General features: G+C 62.7%; 17 protein-coding genes. 7 read left to right on the top strand and 10 right to left on the bottom strand.

Annotated features, from left to right (window positions below; translation table 11 throughout):
* Positions 1-68 precede the first annotated feature (68 nt).
* Positions 69-1,622 (bottom strand): CoA-acylating methylmalonate-semialdehyde dehydrogenase, encoded by a 1,554-nt coding sequence (locus HDG39_RS02910; protein ID WP_260327492.1) that lies wholly within the window; start codon positions 1,620-1,622, stop codon positions 69-71.
* A gap of 145 nt (positions 1,623-1,767) precedes the next feature.
* Here HDG39_RS02910 and HDG39_RS02905 point away from each other — a divergent pair, with 145 nt between their 5' ends.
* Complete coding sequence (locus HDG39_RS02905) at positions 1,768-2,667, top strand: LysR family transcriptional regulator (protein WP_184003064.1); 900 nt, start codon at positions 1,768-1,770, stop codon at positions 2,665-2,667.
* Positions 2,668-2,903: 236 nt separating this feature from the next.
* Positions 2,904-3,440: a class IV adenylate cyclase gene (locus HDG39_RS02900; RefSeq protein ID WP_018418876.1), complete on the top strand. Its 537-nt coding sequence runs from the start codon at positions 2,904-2,906 to the stop codon at positions 3,438-3,440.
* Between the two features lie 86 nt (positions 3,441-3,526).
* Here HDG39_RS02900 and HDG39_RS02895 read toward each other — a convergent pair whose 3' ends face one another.
* Positions 3,527-4,018, bottom strand: coding sequence for an Lrp/AsnC family transcriptional regulator (locus HDG39_RS02895; protein ID WP_090805519.1), 492 nt, complete (start codon positions 4,016-4,018; stop codon positions 3,527-3,529).
* A 150-nt stretch (positions 4,019-4,168) separates the two neighbouring features.
* Here HDG39_RS02895 and phhA point away from each other — a divergent pair, with 150 nt between their 5' ends.
* Positions 4,169-5,059, top strand: a complete 891-nt coding sequence (phhA, locus tag HDG39_RS02890) for a phenylalanine 4-monooxygenase (protein WP_184003062.1) — start codon at positions 4,169-4,171, stop codon at positions 5,057-5,059.
* Positions 5,060-5,175: 116 nt separating this feature from the next.
* Positions 5,176-5,466 (top strand): 4a-hydroxytetrahydrobiopterin dehydratase, encoded by a 291-nt coding sequence (locus tag HDG39_RS02885; protein WP_184003060.1) that lies wholly within the window; start codon positions 5,176-5,178, stop codon positions 5,464-5,466.
* A 104-nt stretch (positions 5,467-5,570) separates the two neighbouring features.
* Here the strand turns inward: HDG39_RS02885 and HDG39_RS02880 are convergent, their stop codons facing one another.
* Positions 5,571-5,795, bottom strand: coding sequence for a DUF3717 domain-containing protein (locus HDG39_RS02880; protein ID WP_018418880.1), 225 nt, complete (start codon positions 5,793-5,795; stop codon positions 5,571-5,573).
* 149 nt (positions 5,796-5,944) lie between these two features.
* Here HDG39_RS02880 and HDG39_RS02875 point away from each other — a divergent pair, with 149 nt between their 5' ends.
* Both HDG39_RS02875 and HDG39_RS02870 read left to right on the top strand, forming a co-directional pair.
* Positions 5,945-6,631 (top strand): response regulator, encoded by a 687-nt coding sequence (locus tag HDG39_RS02875; protein ID WP_184003058.1) that lies wholly within the window; start codon positions 5,945-5,947, stop codon positions 6,629-6,631.
* Between the two features lie 167 nt (positions 6,632-6,798).
* Positions 6,799-8,313 carry a sensor histidine kinase gene (locus tag HDG39_RS02870; RefSeq protein WP_184003056.1) on the top strand — a complete coding sequence of 505 codons (1,515 nt, stop codon included), beginning with the start codon at positions 6,799-6,801 and terminating at the stop codon, positions 8,311-8,313.
* Positions 8,314-8,403: 90 nt separating this feature from the next.
* Here HDG39_RS02870 and HDG39_RS02865 read toward each other — a convergent pair whose 3' ends face one another.
* The 7 genes from HDG39_RS02865 to mnmC form a co-directional block, all read right to left on the bottom strand.
* Complete coding sequence (locus tag HDG39_RS02865) at positions 8,404-8,937, bottom strand: SET domain-containing protein (RefSeq protein ID WP_184003054.1); 534 nt, start codon at positions 8,935-8,937, stop codon at positions 8,404-8,406.
* A 213-nt stretch (positions 8,938-9,150) separates the two neighbouring features.
* Positions 9,151-10,263, bottom strand: a complete 1,113-nt coding sequence (locus tag HDG39_RS02860) for an NADH:flavin oxidoreductase/NADH oxidase (protein ID WP_184003052.1) — start codon at positions 10,261-10,263, stop codon at positions 9,151-9,153.
* Positions 10,264-10,372: 109 nt separating this feature from the next.
* Positions 10,373-11,086: a glutamine amidotransferase gene (locus HDG39_RS02855; protein WP_184003050.1), complete on the bottom strand. Its 714-nt coding sequence runs from the start codon at positions 11,084-11,086 to the stop codon at positions 10,373-10,375.
* A 142-nt stretch (positions 11,087-11,228) separates the two neighbouring features.
* On the bottom strand, positions 11,229-11,867 hold the full coding sequence (locus HDG39_RS02850; RefSeq protein WP_026225525.1) for a MarR family winged helix-turn-helix transcriptional regulator: 639 nt from the start codon (positions 11,865-11,867) through the stop codon (positions 11,229-11,231).
* A 571-nt stretch (positions 11,868-12,438) separates the two neighbouring features.
* Complete coding sequence (locus HDG39_RS02845; RefSeq protein ID WP_184003048.1) at positions 12,439-13,554, bottom strand: YbdK family carboxylate-amine ligase; 1,116 nt, start codon at positions 13,552-13,554, stop codon at positions 12,439-12,441.
* Positions 13,555-13,641: 87 nt separating this feature from the next.
* On the bottom strand, positions 13,642-14,847 hold the full coding sequence (locus HDG39_RS02840) for a cation:proton antiporter (protein WP_184003046.1): 1,206 nt from the start codon (positions 14,845-14,847) through the stop codon (positions 13,642-13,644).
* A gap of 952 nt (positions 14,848-15,799) precedes the next feature.
* Entirely contained in the window at positions 15,800-17,767 is a 1,968-nt protein-coding gene (gene mnmC / locus HDG39_RS02835) for a bifunctional tRNA (5-methylaminomethyl-2-thiouridine)(34)-methyltransferase MnmC2/FAD-dependent 5-carboxymethylaminomethyl-2-thiouridine(34) oxidoreductase MnmC1 (protein WP_184003044.1), read from the bottom strand.
* A gap of 447 nt (positions 17,768-18,214) precedes the next feature.
* On the opposite strand from mnmC, the gene HDG39_RS02830 reads away from it, so the two are divergent.
* Complete coding sequence (locus HDG39_RS02830) at positions 18,215-18,493, top strand: HU family DNA-binding protein (protein ID WP_018418891.1); 279 nt, start codon at positions 18,215-18,217, stop codon at positions 18,491-18,493.
* Positions 18,494-18,589: the final 96 nt, after the last annotated feature.

The raw sequence follows: 18,589 nt of genomic DNA, 5'->3' as shown, positions 1-18,589 counted from the left end.
CGCTTTTATTGCGCTTTTATTGTTTTCCTGGCGCGCTTGCCGACTTGATGCCGCGCAAAGCCGCCAGCTTATTTGGCGACCGGCATCGTGAATTCGGCGCCCTTCGCGATGCTGTCAGGCCAGCGCTGCATGATGCTCTTGTAGCGCGTGTAAAACCGCACGCCTTCCTCGCCGTACGCATGATGATCGCCGAACAGAGACCTCTTCCAGCCGCCGAACGAATGCCAGGCCATCGGCACCGGAATCGGCACGTTGATGCCGACCATGCCGATCTCGATCTGCCGGGAAAACGCGCGTGCAATGCCGCCGTCGGACGTGAACAGCGACACGCCGTTCGCAAACTGATTCGCGTTGATCAATTCGACTGCGGAGGCGAAGTCGGGCACGCGCACGACGCATAGCACCGGCCCAAAAATCTCCTCGCGGTAGATCTTCATGTCGGGCGACACGTCGTCGAACAGCGTGCCGCCGAGGAAGAAACCCTTCTCGTGCCCCGCGACCTGATGACCGCGCCCGTCGACGACGAGCTTCGCGCCCGCGGCGACGCCGGCGTCGATATAGCCGAGCACCTTGTCGCGATGCGCGCCGGTGACGAGCGGCCCCATCTCGGCGGCCGCTTCCATGCCGTTGAGGATCTTCAGGCTATTCACGCGCGGCGCCAGACGCTCGATCAGCTCGTCGGCGATATGCCCCACCGCGACCGCCACCGAAATCGCCATGCAGCGCTCGCCGGCCGAGCCGTAGGCGGCGCCGATCAGGGCGTCGACGGCCTGGTCGAGATCGGCGTCGGGCATTACGACGAGGTGATTCTTGGCACCGCCCAACGCCTGCACGCGCTTGCCGTGCTTCGTACCTTCGGTGTAGATGTATTCGGCGATCGGCGTCGAGCCGACGAACGACAGCGCGCTGACTTCCGGATGCACGAGCAGCGCGTCGACCGCGACCTTGTCGCCGTGCACGACGTTGAACACGCCGTCCGGCAGGCCCGCTTCCTTCAGCAGTTCGGCGAGCCGGTTCGACGCGGACGGATCGCGTTCGGACGGTTTCAGCACGAAGGTGTTGCCGCACGCGAGCGCGATGGGGAACATCCAGCACGGCACCATCATCGGAAAATTGAACGGCGTGATGCCCGCGACCACGCCGAGCGGCTGCCGCAGATTCCAGTTGTCGATGCCGCCGCCAATCTGATCGGTGAAATCGGTCTTCAGCAGATTCGGGATGCCGCACGCGAATTCGACGATCTCGATGCCGCGCATCACCTCGCCCTTGGCGTCGGAAAACACCTTGCCGTGCTCGCGCGTAATCAGTTCCGCGAGCTCATCGTGATGACGGTCGAGCAGTTCCTTGAACTTGAACAGCACCCGCGCCCGTTTGATCGGCGCGGTTTCGCTCCAGGCGGGAAACGCGGCTTTGGCGGCAGCGACCGCGGCGTCCACCTCGGCGACGCTCGCGAGCGGCACGCGCGCGCTGACGCTGCCGAGCGCCGGATTGAAGACGTCGCCGAAGCGTCCGCTCGTGCCTTCGACGGTCTTGCCGTTGATGAAATGGCTCAGCGCGCGTGCACTCGCCGCGCTGCGTGCGGCTTCGTCCTGCGCGGTTGCGTCGGAATATGTCTCGCTCATCTCGTTCCTCTTTCCTGTGAAATCTTCCGCTTCGCGCTCGATGCCGCGCGCACAAGCGTGCTGAACAACAAGCGTACGGCCCTTACGAGCGACAAATCCAATGAGTAATGCTCAACTGCGCTATAAGCCACGCTAATATCAGCATATGGAACTGACTCTCCTTAGGGCCTTCGTCACTGTCGCACGCGAGGGCAACCTTACGCGTGCCGCGGTGCAACTGCATCTGACCCAACCTGCCGTCAGCCTGCAAATCAAGCACTTGCAGGAGACGCTCGGCGTGACCCTGTTCACGCGGACTTCGCACGGACTCGCGCTGACACGCGACGGCCAGGCGCTGCTGCCGCATGCCGAACGCGCACTCGGCGCGGCAGCCGACGTGCAGCGGGCGGCGCAGACGCTGCGCCAGGAAGTACGCGGGCGTCTGCGCATCGGCACCATTCTCGACCCGGAGTTTTTGCGCCTCGGCGGTTTCCTGAAGCAGCTCGTCGAGACCTGGCCCCAGATCGAAACCGCGCTGCGCCACGGCATGTCGGGCTGGGTGCGCGAACAGATTTGCGCGGGCGAGCTCGACGTCGGCTATTACATTGGCCTGCCCGCCGACGACGACACGCGCGACGGCGCCACGTTTCACGCGGTCACGCTCACGCATTTCCAGTATCGCGTGCTCGCGCCGGCGGGCTGGAAAGATCGCGTGAAGGGTGCGCGAGACTGGCGCTCGCTCGCGGCGCTGCCGTGGATCTGGACGCCGCCGGCGTCCGCGCATAACCGGCTGCTGTCGCGCTGTTTCGGCGAAGCGGGTGTGAAGCCGGTCAAGGTGGCCGAGGTGGACCAGGAGCCGTCGATGCTCGATCTGGTCAAATCGGGCGTCGGTCTCACGCTTGCGCGCGACGCGACCGCGATCGCCGAGGCGCATGCGCACGCGCTGACGATCGTCGATGGCATAACGGTGCCGACGCAGCTGAGCTTCATCACGCTCGACGAGCGCAAGGATGAGCCAGCGATCGCGGCGGCGTTGAAGCTGATCGAACAGCAGTGGGCGATTTGAGCGGGGACGGTCTGACGCGTTGCGATATGAGTCTCGCTAATGCCCGCCCTCTCCCACTTGCCCGCCGAGCTGAAACCGCTCCGTCACGAAGATTTTGCTAGATTGTCGGTTTGCGCTCGCGCAGCGCCATCGCAGCTTTCCGTTCCGCCTGGCTTCGTCCTTCCCGGCGGCGTCCGCCCGGCAACACCAGCAATTCCGGAGCCGCCGGTCACTTCCCCCATCCACAGGAGCCTGACATGGCACGCAACATCGAAATCAAAGCCCGCGCCCAGCATTTCGACCAACTGCGCGAGCGCGCCGCACAGCTTGCGACGGACGCGCCGCTGATCTTCCGCCAGCAGGACTTTTTCTACGACGTGCCGCGCGGCCGCCTGAAGCTGCGCCAGTTCGACGACGGCACGCCGGCCGAGCTGATCTTCTATCAGCGTGACGACCGCGACGGCCCGAAGGCGTCGTACTACACGCGCAGTCCGGTGACGAATCCCGAAGCGATGCATGCGCTGCTCGCGACCGCGCTGACCACGCGCGGCATCGTCTCGAAAGAGCGGCACGTATATCTGAGCGGGCGCACGCGGATTCATCTGGATCGCGTCGACGGTCTCGGCGATTTCGTCGAACTCGAAGTGGTGCTCGCGCAGGACGACGATGAAGAAGGCGGCCACGCGGAAGCACAAGCGATGTTCAAGAGCCTCGGCGTATCGGAAGCGGATCTGGTGCCGGTCGCGTACGTCGATTTGCTGAACGCCGACGATGAGCCGAAGCGGGCGGCATAAAGATCCCGTCACCGCAGGGGCCGCGGCACGGCATGCGCGGCTCCCTCTTCCTGTCAGTCGGCACTGCCGGCAACGGCTTCAAACCCTCAAACCGCCGCCGCCCCCGGCGCCAGATGCCCGAGCGGCAACGGCCCGTTGCGCTTGAACGTGGTCAGCACGATATTCGAGCGCACGCTATCGACACCCGGCACGCGCATCAGCTTCTTCATCACGAAGGTCGACAGGTAATTCAGATCCGGCGCGACGATGCGCAGCAGATAGTCGGCATCGCCGACGACCGCGTGACATTCGAGCACTTCGGGCAGCAAGTCGATCTGCTGCTGAAACTGCTCGATGATCGAATCGCCGTGATGCTTCAGCTTCAGGCTCGTGAAAGCGGTGACGCCGAGCCCAAGCTTTTCGGGTCGCAGCACGACGCGATAGCCATCCACCACACCGACCTGTTCCAGCCGTTGCAGGCGTCGCCCGATCTGCGACGGCGACAGCGGTACCTGTTCCGCCAACTGCTGATGCGTGGCGCGACCGAAGCGCTGCAGCACGTCGAGCAGCGCGAGATCGAAGTGGTCGAGTTCAAGCATGGTGATATCCCGCATTAATCCGCAATTTAACGCACGATTATCGCATATCGAAATGCTTACACGCGAAACATGCGCCCCTTCCGCACGTGCTCCGCTCTACACTCGCATACACCCATTTCATGCAATTCGTCTTTTTACAGCAGCCTCGCCATGTCCACCGCCAGCACTGCCAAACTCAAGGAACAGTTCGACGCCGGTCTCGAGACCCGCGCCGACTTCACGATCGATCAGCCGCTTGAGCGCTACGGCACGGTTGACCATGCGGTCTGGCAACAACTGTACGCGCGCCAAACAGCCTTGCTCGAAGGCCGTGCCTGCAATGAATTCCTCGCGGGCGTCGAGCGCATCGGCCTGCCGTCCGAGCGCGTGCCGTCCTTTGAAGACGTCAACGCGAAGCTCACGCCCGCAACCGGCTGGCGCATCGTCGCGGTGCCTGGCCTCGTACCGGATCAGGTATTTTTCGAGCATCTGGCGAATCGCCGCTTTCCGGTCACGTGGTGGATGCGCCGCCCCCACCAGCTCGACTACCTGCAAGAGCCCGACTGTTTTCACGATCTGTTCGGCCATGTGCCGTTGTTGATCGACCCGGTGTTCGCGGACTACATGCACGCGTACGGCCGCGCCGCGCTCGCTGCCAAGGACGCGGGCGCGCTGCCGCTGCTCGCGCGGCTCTATTGGTACACAGTGGAGTTCGGGCTGATCCGCGATGACGCGAGTCCGAACGGCGTGAAGATCTACGGCGCGGGCATCGTCTCGAGCAAGGCGGAGACGCTGCATAGCCAGCGAAGCGCAGCGCCGAACCGACTCGGCTTCGCGCTGGAACGCGTGATGCGCACGCGTTATCGCATCGATACGTTCCAACAAACCTATTTCGTCATCGATGACTTCGCGCAACTTTTCCACGTCGCGCAAACCGACTTCACGCCGCTGCTGACGAAGCTCGCCAGCGCACCTGCCTACGCGGCGGGCGACGTGTTCGACGGCGACTGCGTGATTACGCGTGGAACCCGCGAGGGTTGGAACACCGGCGGCGACGTTTGAACGAAAAGCCATCGCAAACCGATCCGGACCAGCGTGCGGCGAGCGTTGCGCAACCATGAAAAAATGACGGATTCGTCCGCCTGCTGGCGAACGAGTTCGACGAGCGAGGTAACACCATGATTCAGAAACTGACGTCCGACGAGCGAACCCAGCAACTGGCGAAACTGAAGCGCTGGCAAAGCGTGGCTGAGCGTGATGCGATTCGCCGCGCGTTCGAGTTCGCCGACTTCAACGAGGCCTTCGGCTTCATGACGCGCGTCGCGATCAAGGCGCAGGAAATGGACCACCATCCCGAGTGGTTCAACGTGTACAACAAGGTCGACATCACGCTGTCAACCCATGAAGCGAACGGCGTGACCGAACGCGACATCGCGCTTGCCGCATTCATCGATGGTATTACTACGTAATACAAATAATTACGGGCTTTTATGCGTGTTTATGCATAACTCTCCGCGTAATCAGGCGACCTTGAAAGGACAATGCAGGCAATTCCCTAGGCAAACCTTCAGTTCTACAGGCTATCCTTAAGTTGAACGTAAGCTTCCCAGGCCTGCCTTGCAATCGGGTCGAAACGATCGAGTGATAGAGACTGCTGACGCTGTACAATCAGCAGCGCATACGGCTTGGAGAGCGCGCTTGCCTCCTTGCACAGAACGTGTTCGTCGCCGCTTGAAGGTGAGCGGGTGCGCCAGAAGTTGATCGCGGCTTCCAGTTCGTGAATGCTGATCTCGGACATGACTTCGTGATGGCTGGCACGGTGCTTCGATTCGGCTCGACAGGTGCTTCGTGGCACGTCTGCCGCCGCTTCGCACGCTGGCTGTGTAGCAGGCGCCCCGGCGAACCGCTTGCCCAAACGCCTAAACCCATTGTACTTGAGCGAAATCCATGCGCCTCCTTCTGATCGAAGATGACCGCCCCATCGCACGCGGCATCCAAAGCAGTCTCGAACAAGCCGGCTTCACCGTCGACATGGTCCATGACGGCATCTTTGCCGAGCAGGCCCTCACGCAAAATCGCCACGAACTCGTGATCCTCGATCTGGGTCTGCCGGGCATCGACGGCATGACGCTGCTGTCGCGTTTCCGCCAGAGCAACCGTCACACGCCTGTGATCATCCTTACCGCGCGCGACGAACTGAACGACCGCGTGCAAGGCCTGAACTCAGGCGCGGACGACTACATGCTGAAGCCGTTCGAGCCGGCCGAGCTCGAAGCGCGTATTCGCGCGGTGATGCGCCGCAGCGGTCCGCACGGTGACATGCCGCGTCCGGAAGTGTCGCTGGGCGGCGTGCGGCTGTCGGGCGTCGACCGCCGCATCTTCAACGACGACAAACCGCTCGAACTGTCGCCGCGCGAATTCGCGGTGCTCGAAATGCTGTTGCTGCGTCACGGCCGCGTCGTCAGCAAGGCGCAACTACAGGATCATCTGACGCACTTCGGCGGCGATCTCGGTGATACCGCGATCGAAGTCTACGTTCACCGCGTGCGCAAGAAGCTCGAGAGCTGCCGTGTCGAAATCGTCACCGTGCGTGGCTTTGGCTACCTGTTGCAGGAAATTCGCCAGGCCGCATAATCGTCGTGAAGGCCGCGCATTGCGTCGCGGCCTGACGGCGCCGCAGCGGCGCCGCAGATCGGCTGTGCCCGCAGCGCGTTGTGCGGGGCTCCGGACCGTCTCAAGGCGGTTCGCGCCATTACTACCGCAGTTGCCACCGCAGTCACAACCTTCCCGCGCGTTCGATCATGCACCAGCCGGCCGCCAATAGTCTGCGCCGCACGCTGCTGCGGCGCCTCGCTGCTCCCCTGTCGCTGCTCGCGCTGATGAGCGGTCTGATCGCTTACTGGCTCGCATGGCAGTACACGCAGCACGTGGTCGACCGTTCGCTCGCGGACCTCGCGACCGCGATCTCCAAACAGATCCAGATTGCCGGACCGGAAGCGCCGATCACGGTGCCACCGCTCGCGCAGGCGATGTTCTCCGACCCGGTCGAACATCTGGTCTACCGGATCAGCACCGGCGACACCGAAATCGCCGGCGACCACAATCTGCCGCTGCAAGGCACCAACGTGCGCCGCATGCATTACGCGTACGTGTTCGAGACGCAGCACGAAGGCGTGGCCGTGCGGGTCGCTCAGGTGCGCGTCGATCAGCCGAGCGGTAATCCGATCGTCGTCGAAGTCGGCCAGCCCGTGCATCACCGCTTCCGCATCGCCGCCGAGTTCCTCATCGCGATCATGATGCCGTTATTGCTGCTGCTGCTAGCCGGCTGGGTGATCGTGTGGCGCGTCGTCAATCAGCAGCTCAATCCGCTGACCGCGCTCGCCGATTCGCTGAACCGGCAAACGCACACGTCGCTCGAGCCGGTCGACGAAACCTATGTACCGGTCGAGATCCGTCCGCTGACGGGCGCGCTGAACGCGTTGCTCGATCGTCTGAAAGCCGCCCTGGATGCGCAACGTAAATTCATCGCCGATGCCGCGCATCAGTTGCGCACGCCGCTCACCGCCGTGAAGCTGCATGCGGAGCAGGCGGTCGTCGCGCGCGATCCGCAGCAGACGCTCGCTGCCGTGCGCGAACTGCGCGCCGCGGCCGATCGCGCCGTGCGGCTGTCGAATCAATTGCTGTCGCTCGCGCGCGCCGAGCCGGGCGAACAGGCGGCCCGCTTCGTCAATGTCGACATGGCCGCGCTCGCGTTCGACACCGGCGCCGAATGGGTGCCGCGCGCGCTACCGGTACACGTGGACCTCGGCTTCCAGCGCCTCGACGATCCGTCGAACGATGACCCGCTGATGGCGCGCGGCAACCCTGTGCTGCTCCATGAAGTGATCGCGAATCTGCTCGATAACGCGCTGAAGTACGTGCCGCCTTCGCGGGCCGACGGCGGGCGTATCACGGTCACAGTTTCGCAGACCTTGATCGACGATCTGCGCATGGCCGAGATCGTCGTCGAAGACAACGGCCCGGGCGTGCCGCGTTCGCAGCAGGCGGATCTGTTCAAGCGATTCTTCCGCGGCGACGGGCAGACCGAGGCGGGCGTCGACAGCGGCGCGGGTCTGGGCCTCGCGATCGTCCACGACATCATGGTGCTGCATCATGGCAGCGTGCGTTACGAGGACGCACCGGAGGGCGGCGCACGCTTTATCGTCAGGATTCCGTTGCTGCCGCCCGGTGCGTCGGCAGGCGCTGCCACCGCCAACGATGCCAACGCACGGCGCGCCACGAAAAAACCGGCGCACTCGGCGCCGGTCGATTTGTAGGAAGGTGGGGGCTCGCCGGGCTGCCGCGGCCGTGCTCGACCGAGCGCTTCGATCAGCGCAAACAGCTACCGCCGCGCACCGGCCCGCGGCTCATTTCTTCTTCGATTTCTTCGCCGATTTGCCCGACTTCTCCCCCTTGTCGGCGCCTTTGCCCGACTTGCCGCCGCCCTTGCCCTTCTGCGGCGGCGCCAGCATCGTGCCGCGGCACTTGCGCGCACCGCAGCGGCATTCGTATTCCTTTTTCAGCTTCTTCGTCTGACGCGCGTCGATCACGAGGCCGTAGTCGTAAAAGACTTCCTCGCCCTCCGCGATATCGCGCAGCGCATGCACGTACACGTGTCCGTCGATTTCCTCGGCTTCGCAGTTCGGCGCGCATGAATGATTGATCCAGCGCGCGCTATTGCCGTTCACCTTGCCGTCGATGACCTTGCCGTTATCCAGCGCGAAATAAAACGTGTGATTCGGTTCAGCCGGATTATGCGGATGGCGGCGCAACGCCTCTTTCCAGGTAATCCGCTCGCCCTTGTATTCGATCAGTCGCTCGCCGGCCGCGATCGGTTCGAGAGCAAACACGCCTTTGCCGTGCACACCCGAACGGCGCACGGCGATCCTGCGTGAATTCATTGAATGAATCCTTGTGAAGAACTGGGGAATCAAATCTGGCAATCGTCAGGCGCGTCGTGCGCGCGGCTTTTTTCTGACGCGAATAGCAAACGCGGCGCCCTGCGAGCGCCGCGTCGACTTGCGACGCGCACCGCGCCACAACCGGCATCCTACACGCTGTCCACGGCTTCCTTCAACCGTCAGCCGATGCGTTCGTTCAACGCGCGGCGGACGTCACCGTTGACCGAACGTAATGTCGCCGAACAGCGCTTTGTGCTCGCGCGGTTGCGAACGCCAGTACTGCGGCGGCGCTTCGACGGTCGCACCGAGGTTAGCGGCGGCATGCCACGGCCAGCGCGGGTTATAGAGCAGCGCGCGAGCCAGCGCGATCAGATCGGCATCGCCCGCTTCGATCAGTTGCTCGGCGTGCAGCGGATCGGTTATGAGACCGACGCCGATCGTCGTCAGACCGGTTGCGTGCTTGACCGCCTTCGCGAACGGAATCTGATAGCCCGGCTCGAGCGGAATTCGCTGCAGCGGCGAGACACCGCCCGACGACACGTCGATCCAGTCGCAGCCGCGCTTTTCCAGCTCGTGTGCAAACGCGATCGTGTCTTCGAGCGTCCAGCCGCCTTCGACCCAGTCCGTCGCCGACACGCGCACGCCAACCGGTTTGTCGGCAGGAAATGCGGCACGCACGATGTCGAAAATTTCGATCGGAAACCGCATGCGGTTTTCGAGCGAGCCGCCGTAGTCGTCGGTGCGCTGATTGGCGATCGGCGACAGGAACTGATGCAGCAGATAGCCATGCGCGGCATGCACTTCGAGCGCATCGATGCCAAGACGCGCGGCGCGCCGCGCGGACGCGGCGAACGCCTCGCGAATCCGGTTCAGGCCGGCGACATCGAGCGCGAGCGGCGGCTCCTCGCCCGGCTTGTGCGGCAACGCCGACGGCGCATGCGGCAGCCACCCGCCTTGCGACACCGTAATCAGCTGGCCGCCTTCCCACGGCACGTGGCTCGATGCCTTGCGGCCCGCGTGCGCCAGTTGCATCGTCACGATGATGTGCGAATGCCTGCGGATCGCTGCCAGCACCGGCACGAGCGCCTCTTCGGTCGCGTCGTCCCACAAGCCGAGATCGCCGGGGGTGATGCGCCCGTCCGGCTCGACGGCGGTGGCTTCGATGCACAGCATGCCCGCGCCGGACAGCGCGAGACCGCCGAGGTGAATCATGTGCCAAGCGGTCGCTTCGCCGCGTTCGGCGGAGTACTGGCACATTGGGGAGACGACGATACGATTGGGAAGCGTCACGCTACGCAGCGTGAGCGGAGAGAAAAGCGCGCTCATGGATTACGCCCAGTGAAAGCCCGAGAGCGATCGAGCATAGCACCGCACGTGGTTTACTGCATGAACGTGGCACCTGGCTGGCCGCTCACGTCGCCATTCGGCTAGCCATTCAGGCTTTCGTCTCGACGTGATCGAGCCATTCGCCGAACATCCGGCACGCGGCGGCTTCGAGCACGGGACCGTATCGGCCGGTGTCGGCGCGCAACTGACGCGCGTCGATGCCGTGGCCCGAGAGTTCGTTCGCATTCCCTATCAGCCAAGGTTCGAACCGATCGGTGCGGATCTCGGGATGACACTGCAAACCCAGGACATAATCGCCCCATGCGAAGGCCTGATTCTCGCAAGCCGGAGTCGATGCCAGACGGGTCGCGTTGGCCGGCAGATCGAAAGTGTCGCCGTGCCAATGCAGCATCGAGGTATGAGCGCCATCGAGATGACGCAGCGGCGAGGCGCGGCCGGCATCGGTCAGCTTGAGCGGCGTCCAGCCGAGTTCGGCCTGAGCCGCGGGGTAGACGCGCGCACCGAGCGCCCGCGCGATCAGTTGTGCGCCAAGGCAGATACCGAGTGTAGGCAGACAGGCCGCGATGCGTTTTTCGATCAACGACAGCAGCGGTGCGAGCGTGGGGTACAGCGCGTCGTCGGTAGCGCTGATGGGGCCGCCCAGCACGACCATCAACGACGCGGCAACGGGATTGGGCGCCTCGATACGGGCGACGCCCACGTCGAGATAACGGACCGGACGGCCGCGCTCGCCAAGCACGAGCTCGAGACTGCCCAGATCCTCGAAGTGCACATGGCGGATCGCGAGTACTTCCCGATTCATCGGCCTGCCCTATCTTCAGGTTGACTAACGACTTGCCGCCAACGACTTTATCCTTGCACGGCACCAGCCGGCAAGCAGGCGGCGCATACCGCCCGCCGTCGCCGGCCCGGCCTTGTTAGCGGATTGCCCCGGAAGACGCCGGTTATTGGGCGAAGATCTTCCAGGTCTTCTTCTGGGTGGCGACGTCCGCCGTTTCATGCACGGAGCAGTCGAGACGCACATCGGTGTCCAACATGTTCAGGTCGAGCAGCGCGCAGTGATGCGGCGTCTTCTTCGGATTCTTGCTCGGCTGGAAATGCGTGCAGCTCAGGCACATACGATGCGACGGAATCGTGTTTTGCGCTTCGAGCTGATAGATGGTCTTGAGCAGCGTGCGATAGAACACGGACTGCTCGTCGTCACGCAGCGTACCGACCGCCTTCGAGAGGAAGTCCGGCCATTGCGCGGCGCGTTTGGCAGCGGTGCGGCCACGCGAGGTCAGACGTACCGCGAGCGCGCGACCGTCGTCGAGTGCGCGACGCTTTTCGACGAGGCCCTTGGTCTCGAGCGTGCTGACCGCATCGCTGGTGGTCGCGGCGGTCAGCGCCGTTTCACGCGCGATTTCGCCGAGACGCATCGGCCCCTTACGTTGCATCAACAGCACGAGGATCTCGCCCTGGGTCGGCGTAAGGCCCGCGCCTTCCGCCCATTCCCAAGCCTGGCTTCGCATCGCCGTGCTCAATCGCAAGAGGCTGTGGGTCACTCGCCCCTTAGCCTGTTCTCCGTATACGCCTTCGCTCATAATCTTCGATTCGTTTATTTACCGCTTTGGTGCAATGCCGGCGGCTGCCTGCCGGGGTACACCCGTTGCGTGTGTGGGGTAGCTTCGTCCAACCGCGGATGAAACCGTTTGTACTATCTCAAAAATACACCGTCTTGGAAGCCGAAGGCGGCGAAAAACGATATTCTATGCGACAGCGGCTAATCGTACAGCTAACTTATCCAACGCGAGCTGTGGATAAGCAGGGGAAAACGTTTGGACAGCCTGTGTACCGTTTTGCAACAAGCATTTGCAGCGTGTTGAACGTTTCCTCGGTTGCGCTTGCCAGGCGTAGCCGGAGCCCGTTTTAGAGCCCAGTTATCATTTCCCCAGCGCATTGACTTTGCAGGAAATTATTCAGTTGTCCACAGCCTTTGGCAATGCCTGCTTACGACTACTACGCTGGTATACGTAAACTTTCGAAAAATCTGAAGGGTTGCGCGCGCGAAAACTCATAAAAATTTTCTTACCAAAAAAAAACCCGCACGCGGCGGGTTTCGTCGGAACGTCGCCTACCTGGCGCACGCAAACGGTTTCATGAAGCTCTTCGCGACTAGGCGCGCCACTGCAGACACTGCTGGCGTACCGCTTCGTGCAAGGACTTTTCCTGCGCAAACACACTGCGCAGCCACGTCGCGTCGTTGACCTGACCGCGCGCGATCGCGCCGACTTCGGCCAGCGCATTCACCGAGCCGAGCGCTTCAGCATGCGGTCGGATCTGTTCGAGCGTTTCGAGAATATCTTCGGAAATCGTCTTGCGTTCACCGGTTTGCGGATTGATGCAGGTGCCACCGAGTCCGAAGCGGCAGGCTTCGAAACGGTTGAACGTGTAGACCAGATAGTCGTCTTCCTGCGGCATGATCGGCTTATCGAGCAACAAATGACGCGCGAGCGTCTGGATGTAGCAGGCGATCGCCGCGGCGCGATCCACCGAAAACGGCGTATCCATCACGCGGACCTCAATCGTGCCGAAGCCCGGCTTCGGACGGATGTCCCAGTAGAAATCCTTCATGCTGTTGACCACGCCCGTGTGGACCATCTTCGAGAAATACTCCTCGAAGCTGTCCCACGTCAGCACGAACGGCGCGCGGCCCGACAGCGGAAACGCGAACACGGAATTCAGTCGTGCCGAATGAAATCCGGTATCGACGCCCTGTACGAAAGGCGACGACGCGGACAGCGCAATGAAATGCGGGATGAAGCGCGACATCGAATGCAGCAGATACAGCGCGCTGTTCGGATTCGGGCAACCGATGTGCACGTGCTGGCCGAACACGGTGAACTGCTTCGCGAGATAGCCGTATAGCTCGGAAATATACTGAAAGCGCGGCGTATCGACGATCTGCCGCTCGCTCCATTGCTGGAAAGCATGGGTGCCGCCACCGCACAGACCGACGTTCAGATGATCGGCTGCGGATACCAGCGTGTCGCGAATCTTGCGCAGATCGGCGACCGCCTGTTCGTGCGACGTGCAGATGCCGGTCGACAGCTCGATCATGCTTTCGGTGATTTCCGGCGTGATATTGCCGGGGATTTTTTCGTCCTTGATGAGGCGCAGCAGATCCGTGCCGGCTTTGGTCAGATCATAGTCGTGCGTATTGACGATCTGCATTTCGAGCTCGATACCGAACGTGAACGGTTTCGAGTCGATGAAGGGTTCGAGTGACATGGCGTCCCCTGAGTCAGGTCGTTTGAGGCGAAGGAATTGAAAGACGGATTCGTGAAACACGCATGGCAGCCCACGCGCGTTTCACGCTTACCCCTCGCGCCGCTCGGCGACGAGCGCGAGGCTGCGATAGACGAGCCACGGCCCGAGAATCTGCAGCACGAAAATCGAGCACATGACGATTGCGCGCAGCTGCGGATCGAAGTTCGGATACAGGTTGTACGTGTCGTCGACGAGCAGATACGCGAGCGCCGACATCGGTGACAAGGACAGGCCGAGCGCGATGCCCTGCTTCAAGTTCAGACCGCTCGGCTTCGCGAACGCCAGCACGCCGACCAGCTTCGCGACGAGGCGAGCAACGATCAGACCCAGCGCGGCAAGTCCGCCCAACGCGATGTGCTTCCATTCGAACGACGTCAGCGTCAACACGAACAGGATCACCGTCAGCAGCCAGCCCGCGGTGCCGAAATGCTCTGGCCACAACTGCGGACGCACTTCGTGATTCTTCACGATGATGCCCGCGGCGAGCAGCGCGAGAATCGTCGACAGCTTGAACAGATGCGCGATGGCGATCGCGAGCAGCACGAGACCGAACAGCGCCACGAACGAATGCTCGTCCTGCATGTTCAGGCGCCGATAGAAAAACGTGCAGGTGCGCGCGAGCAGATACGCGAGCACGAGCGAGCCGACCAGCAGGTACAACGGCTGCAGGATGGTCGCGAACACGTTGCCGTAAACCTCCTGATGCAGCCAGCTCGACACGAGCTTTTCGATCACGACCGCGTACATGCTGTTCAGCGCGGTCAAGGTCAGAAGACGCTGCGTGACCTGGCCTTCCGCGCGTAGTTCGGTTTTGAGCTGGATCACCATCGCGGGCGATGTCGCCATCGCGATCGCGGCGAGTACGGTCGCGACCATCAGCGGCACGTGCAGAAACAGCAACACGGGCAGCACCAGCACGAAAGTCAGCGTGGCTTCGGCGACGCTCGACAGAATCAGCCACGGATTACGACGGATCCAGCGCAGATCGAGCCGGCTGCCGAGTTCGAACAGCAACAGGCCGAGCGCGACGTCGAGCAGCGGCCGCGCGGCGCTCGCGGAATCCGCATCGATCACGCCAAAGCCTGCCGAGCCGGCCACGAGTCCGATCACCGCATAGCCGGAAATGCGCGGTAAACGCCACGCGCGATAACAAAGCTCGCCGCACAGACCGGCGGCAAGCAATGCAAGACCCGCCCAGAAAATGGCGTCGGGCGAAAGCGGCCACGCTGGCAAAAACGAAAACGCCGAATTCATCGTAATGGGTTCTCCTTGGCAGCAACGGCAGACAACACGAACTGGCGCACACGCACGCCGTCGCGAGCGCACCGGGAGCGCTCGTTGTCGCAAGCGCTTCGCGAAATCAGCGTTGCGAGGTTTCAATGATCGGATGATCGGAATGCGCTGCGGCCGCGAAAAACCGCACGGAGTCGGGCACATTCACAGGATGCGACAGTAGCAACAGGCACGGTGAAGGAACGCCGTCGACCTTGAATCAGATTCTGTTTGACCGGCACCGTTCCATTGCTGCGCGTGCCGTCAGTTGCCGTGGCACGACGCGAAAAAGAACGGGGATTGTGCCATAGCTTTTTCCGCGTTAACCGAAAAGACGTTAACTCGCAGGCAAAACGGTAAAAAAGTACGTTATTTTCTCAATGAACGGAAAAAGCGACCTTTTTCCGAGGTATCGCGTCAGTTTCGACTACCTCGCGAACGGCGAATCCGCTCCCGGGCGTTACCGCTGCGTCGGTGATTTCGATGCGCGGTTTTGTCGGTTAACGCAGCGCCTTGAGCGATCCGTTTTAGGCGAACTCAAATGAAATTCACTGGCCCGATAGGCAGGGCGTTAGCCCCCGTCTTTGCTGTTTACTTGTTTACCGTATGTATACGTAGTAACAGTTAACAAGCTGCCTCGGTTTCTGTGGATAACCTGCGTTTACCGAAACAAATCATCGACTTCCCGGCCGCATAACCGGATGCACAGCATGTGCGGCGGCTGCCGGTATACGCGAGCAACTTTTCGCACTTTTTCGCGGTGTCCGAGTTACCCCGTTTACGTCCACAACGGTTCCACACGACTTGCGCCGGTTAACCGCGCGGTTATCCACAAGTTGCGGTGGATAAGCCGGAGTCCTGGTTTAACCAGGTTTACAGGCGGGCGGAGTTGACGTGCCGGGCGCAGAGATAAGTTCGCGATGGTCGAAGCCGGTTAACCGATCGTTCCCTGCCGCAACGACCGCAGCAGAAAACGCGCAGGGTCGATGTCTTCGGCGAGATCGCGTTCAAGCGGCCACGGCTCGCCTTCGATCTGCGAGGCGATCAGTTCAGCGCCGAGCGCGGCCCACACCAGCCCGCGAGAACCATAAGCAAATGCGCCGTACAGACCGTCGAGGCGCGGCAGATCGAGCGGCCATGCGCCGCGCAGGCGGGCAGCGTCGCGGGCGGCAGCGGCTTCGTCGGCGAGCTGGCCGATCATCGGCATGCGATCCGAGGTGACGCAGCGAAACGCAACGCGTCCGGCGAGCGAGGTCAGCGGCGCGGCATCGAGTGCGCTTGCGAACGACGGCAACATCTGCGCGACGCGCTCGATATTCTCGCGATGACCGTCCGCGCGCAGCGACGTGTCGGGGTCGTCGAGTTCATAGGTCGCGCCTGTCAGCGTGACATCGTTCGCGAGCGGCACGGCGTAGCCCTCGCCGATCACCGGCAGCGCGAGCGGCGCGACGGTACCCGCCGGCAGCAAGCTCAACTGGCCGCGAATGCTGCGTGTCGGCGCATGACGCAAGCCAGCGATGCGCGCAGCTTCATGCGCACCGGCGACGATCACGACCGGCGCTCGCGCGACCACCTTTCCCGCGATATCGAAGACGGTCCACTGATCGCCGAAACGTTCGAGCCGCGCGACGTCGACCCCGAAGCGTCGTTCGAGCAAGCCGCCTGCCGATGCGAATTGCGCCGTGCACAGCGAAGCAGGATCGATCCAGCCGCCGCGCGGAAAGAACCAGCCGCCACGCGCGAGCGGCACGCCGGCGAGTCGCTCGGCATCGGACGCGCACACCGGCGTCACGTAGTCGGACGGATAGCGGAACGCGCCGATGGCCTCGCCGATTGCGCGCGCCTCGTCGTCGTCCGCGGCGATCTGGAGCAGACCGCGATCGCCGCGCGCGAGCCGATGCCCTGCACTTTCGAGTGCGGCCCAACGATTGAGCGCGTACAGAAAGCCCGCCCGCGTGACGCGCGACGCGACGCTGTCGTCGCGCGAAATCATTGGGTGGAATACGCCGGCTGGATTGCCTGACGCATCCTGTGCAACCGACGCATGCCGCTCGAGCGAAGTCACGCGCCAGCCGCGCGCCGCGAGCCGCTCGATCACCGCGCAGCCGGCCAGTCCCGCGCCGATCACGACCGCGTGACGTTCGTCGTGCCCGAACGGCGCGGGCGGCTCATAACGGCGCACACGCCAGCGCGGCGCGAAGCGACCGACCAGCATCGCGCGTTTCCAGCCGAAGCCGTCGACCTTGCGATACTCGAAGCTGCATTGCGTCAACGCGCGTTTGACGTCGCCCGCGCTGCTATAGGTGGAGAAGGTCGCGTCATCGCCCGCGACGCGCGCGAGCGACTTGAAGATCGCCGGGCTCCACAGCTCAGGATTTTTCGCGGGCGCAAAGCCATCCAGATAGAATGCATCGGCACGCAGCCGCAATGTGGGCAGGCTGTCGAGCGCATCGGCGAAGATCAACGTCAGCACGACGCGGCCACCTTCGAATTCGAGCCGGTGCGTGCCGGGCACGAGCATCGGCCAAGCGTTCGCGAGCGTGTCCGCGAGCTCGGCGATCAGCGGATCGGAGATCGTCGTTGCGTGAAGGCGGCGCAGATCGGCGGCGCTAAACGGATGCTTTTCGGTCGACACAAAATGCAGCCGCTCGCAGCGAGCCGGATCGGCGCGCCATGCGGCCCACGTGACGAGAAAGTTGATGCCGATGCCAAAGCCGGTTTCGAGCACGGTGAACGTACGGCGGCTCTGCCATCTTTCGGGCAATTCGTTGCCGCGCAGAAAGACATAGTGAGCCTGCTCGAGCGCGCCGACGGCGCTGTGATAGATGTCGTCGTAGTGTGGTGAAAAGGGGCTGCCATTGTCGCGGAAAGCGAGGACGGCGGGGATCAGCGGATCGGTCATGCGCGACGGGAAAACACGCTCAAAAGGTCGCTCGAAAGAGCGGGTTCGATGGTTCGAGCCGGCGCGCGCTGCGCGCGCGTCGCCGTAAAAAACCCATCAGGACGCATCTAGACACTTTGCTGCGTTGGCAAAAACCAACGCTAACCCCCCGCCAGGACTGGGTTTCAGCCCTCGTTTAGGGGGTGCTGAGGGGCAAAATTTCGATTTCCTTGCAAGAACGGCCCGAAAACCGTGCAATTCCTCGAAACCCTTATCCTGATTGGGTTTGCGCTGCGCTATCATAGCAAGCGCCGCGAAGGGAGCGGCAGCACGGCTGCCGAACAGTGTTCTGTCCGGCGCGGGAGATCTTCAGGATCAGGGCCGCAGCTGCTCGACGGCGCGGTGCGCGCACGTATAATCGGCGCGGTCGCGCTGTTCGTATCAACCTAAACTCAGAAAGGAACCTTAATGAACAAACAGGAACTGATCGACGCTGTCGCAGGACAGACGGGCGCCAGCAAGGCTCAAACCGGTGAAACGCTGGACACGTTGCTTGAAGTGATCAAGAAGTCTGTGTCGAAGGGTGAGGCGGTCCAGTTGATTGGCTTCGGTAGCTTTGGTTCGGGCAAGCGCGCAGCGCGTACGGGTCGTAATCCGAAGACCGGCGAAACTATCAAGATCCCGGCTGCCAAGACCGTCAAATTCACGGCAGGCAAGGCGTTCAAGGACTCGGTCAACAAGCGCTAGGCAGATTCCTGCCGGGCAGTTGACACCCGCGAGAAAAACCCGCCAGCGGCGGGTTTTTTTTCGTCCACGCATTGTGGTTCAAGCGCGGGGGTGCTT

It is taken from the genome of Paraburkholderia lebeckiae (assembly GCF_014201005.1).
Lineage (GTDB): Bacteria > Pseudomonadota > Gammaproteobacteria > Burkholderiales > Burkholderiaceae > Paraburkholderia > Paraburkholderia tuberum.
The sequence above is the reverse complement of the archived record's forward strand: the minus strand, read 5'-3'. Positions and strand labels throughout refer to the sequence as shown.

Bases quoted from the DNA above. Each gene is read 5' to 3' on its own strand.
- HDG39_RS02910 (WP_260327492.1), bottom strand. From the start codon at position 1,622: ATGAGCGAGACATATTCCGACGCAACCGCGCAGGACGAAGCCGCACGC.
- HDG39_RS02905 (WP_184003064.1), top strand. From the start codon at position 1,768: ATGGAACTGACTCTCCTTAGGGCCTTCGTCACTGTCGCACGCGAGGGC.
- HDG39_RS02900 (WP_018418876.1), top strand. From the start codon at position 2,904: ATGGCACGCAACATCGAAATCAAAGCCCGCGCCCAGCATTTCGACCAA.
- HDG39_RS02895 (WP_090805519.1), bottom strand. From the start codon at position 4,018: ATGCTTGAACTCGACCACTTCGATCTCGCGCTGCTCGACGTGCTGCAG.
- phhA (WP_184003062.1), top strand. From the start codon at position 4,169: ATGTCCACCGCCAGCACTGCCAAACTCAAGGAACAGTTCGACGCCGGT.
- HDG39_RS02885 (WP_184003060.1), top strand. From the start codon at position 5,176: ATGATTCAGAAACTGACGTCCGACGAGCGAACCCAGCAACTGGCGAAA.
- HDG39_RS02880 (WP_018418880.1), bottom strand. From the start codon at position 5,795: ATGTCCGAGATCAGCATTCACGAACTGGAAGCCGCGATCAACTTCTGG.
- HDG39_RS02875 (WP_184003058.1), top strand. From the start codon at position 5,945: ATGCGCCTCCTTCTGATCGAAGATGACCGCCCCATCGCACGCGGCATC.
- HDG39_RS02870 (WP_184003056.1), top strand. From the start codon at position 6,799: ATGCACCAGCCGGCCGCCAATAGTCTGCGCCGCACGCTGCTGCGGCGC.
- HDG39_RS02865 (WP_184003054.1), bottom strand. From the start codon at position 8,937: ATGAATTCACGCAGGATCGCCGTGCGCCGTTCGGGTGTGCACGGCAAA.
- HDG39_RS02860 (WP_184003052.1), bottom strand. From the start codon at position 10,263: ATGAGCGCGCTTTTCTCTCCGCTCACGCTGCGTAGCGTGACGCTTCCC.
- HDG39_RS02855 (WP_184003050.1), bottom strand. From the start codon at position 11,086: ATGAATCGGGAAGTACTCGCGATCCGCCATGTGCACTTCGAGGATCTG.
- HDG39_RS02850 (WP_026225525.1), bottom strand. From the start codon at position 11,867: ATGAGCGAAGGCGTATACGGAGAACAGGCTAAGGGGCGAGTGACCCAC.
- HDG39_RS02845 (WP_184003048.1), bottom strand. From the start codon at position 13,554: ATGTCACTCGAACCCTTCATCGACTCGAAACCGTTCACGTTCGGTATC.
- HDG39_RS02840 (WP_184003046.1), bottom strand. From the start codon at position 14,847: ATGAATTCGGCGTTTTCGTTTTTGCCAGCGTGGCCGCTTTCGCCCGAC.
- mnmC (WP_184003044.1), bottom strand. From the start codon at position 17,767: ATGACCGATCCGCTGATCCCCGCCGTCCTCGCTTTCCGCGACAATGGC.
- HDG39_RS02830 (WP_018418891.1), top strand. From the start codon at position 18,215: ATGAACAAACAGGAACTGATCGACGCTGTCGCAGGACAGACGGGCGCC.